Below are 1116 nucleotides of genomic sequence, written 5' to 3'. Positions count from 1 at the left end.
GCTCACGGATGAGCAACGTGAGATTATGCAGAGCCTTATCGATGAAGCATATGACCAATTTGTAAGGATTGTTGCGAAGGGTCGTAAGATGAATGAGGATAGAGTAAGAGAGATTGCGGATGGACGTGTCTTTTCAGCAAGTCAGGCCAAGGAACTTGGTTTAATCGATGGTATATGTAACGAAGAGGCATTCTTTGATACAATAAGAACCTTCAAGGGTATGAAAGATGTAGCATTTGATTTTATGGAACCAGAAGAGAATAAAAGCATGTATGATTTATTACAGCAATTTATACAGTCAAAGAGCAGTTGTGGAAAAGCGGCTGAGTATCAACAGCTAATAGAACTCTCAAAGAATGGCAACAAGTTTGCAGTGATGTATCTGGCGGACATTGAAAAATAGACAGCATAAGGAGTTATCATGGGTATTAAGTACAAAAAAGTCTTGATTAAACTTAGCGGTGAGGCGCTCGCTGGAAATGATAAGTTTGGAGTTAATCCAGATGTCACACTTCAGACGGCCAAGCAGATTAAGGAAATCAGAGAGCATGGAGTTGATGTGGCTATCGTAGTTGGAGGAGGTAATTTCTTCCGCGGTAGAACAGGTGGCAACATCGATAGGGCAACTGCCGATTATATGGGTATGTTAGCTACTGTTATGAACGCCCTGGCTCTTCAGGATTCACTACTATCAATCGGCTGCGAAGCAAAGGTGATGACGGCAATTGAAATCAGAGATATGGCCGAAGGTTATTCTAGACGTAAGGCGCTTGACTACCTGGAAGAAGGCAAGGTCGTAATCTTTGGTGGTGGAACAGGAAGCCCATTCTTCTCAACAGATACGACGGCAGCGCTGAGAGCAGCTGAGATGAATGCAGAGGTTATACTCATGGCAAAGGCTATCGACGCTGTATATTCAGCTGATCCTAGGCTAGATCCTAACGCTGTTAGATACGATCATCTAACATACATGGATATCGTTGAAAATGATCTCAAGGTTATGGATTTAACTGCCGCAACGCTGTGCAAGGACAACTCTATTAAGCTGTATGTATTTGCGCTCGCTGAAGAAGGCGGACTTATGAAAGTGATAAATGGTGAAAATATAGGAACTCT

Annotated in this window: 2 protein-coding genes; both read left to right on the top strand. The window is 42.7% G+C overall.

Going from position 1 to position 1116, the window contains the following annotated elements:
• A partial coding sequence (locus tag AXF17_RS09585; RefSeq protein ID WP_237049025.1) for a S49 family peptidase occupies positions 1-403 on the top strand: 403 nt, incomplete at its 5' end.
• A gap of 18 nt (positions 404-421) precedes the next feature.
• Positions 422-1116: UMP kinase (gene pyrH, locus AXF17_RS06760; protein ID WP_094234758.1), on the top strand; the 695-nt coding region annotated here is incomplete at its 3' end.

This window comes from Mogibacterium pumilum (genome assembly GCF_002243385.1).
Lineage (GTDB): Bacteria > Bacillota > Clostridia > Peptostreptococcales > Anaerovoracaceae > Mogibacterium > Mogibacterium pumilum.
The sequence above is the reverse complement of the archived record's forward strand: the minus strand, read 5'-3'. Positions and strand labels throughout refer to the sequence as shown.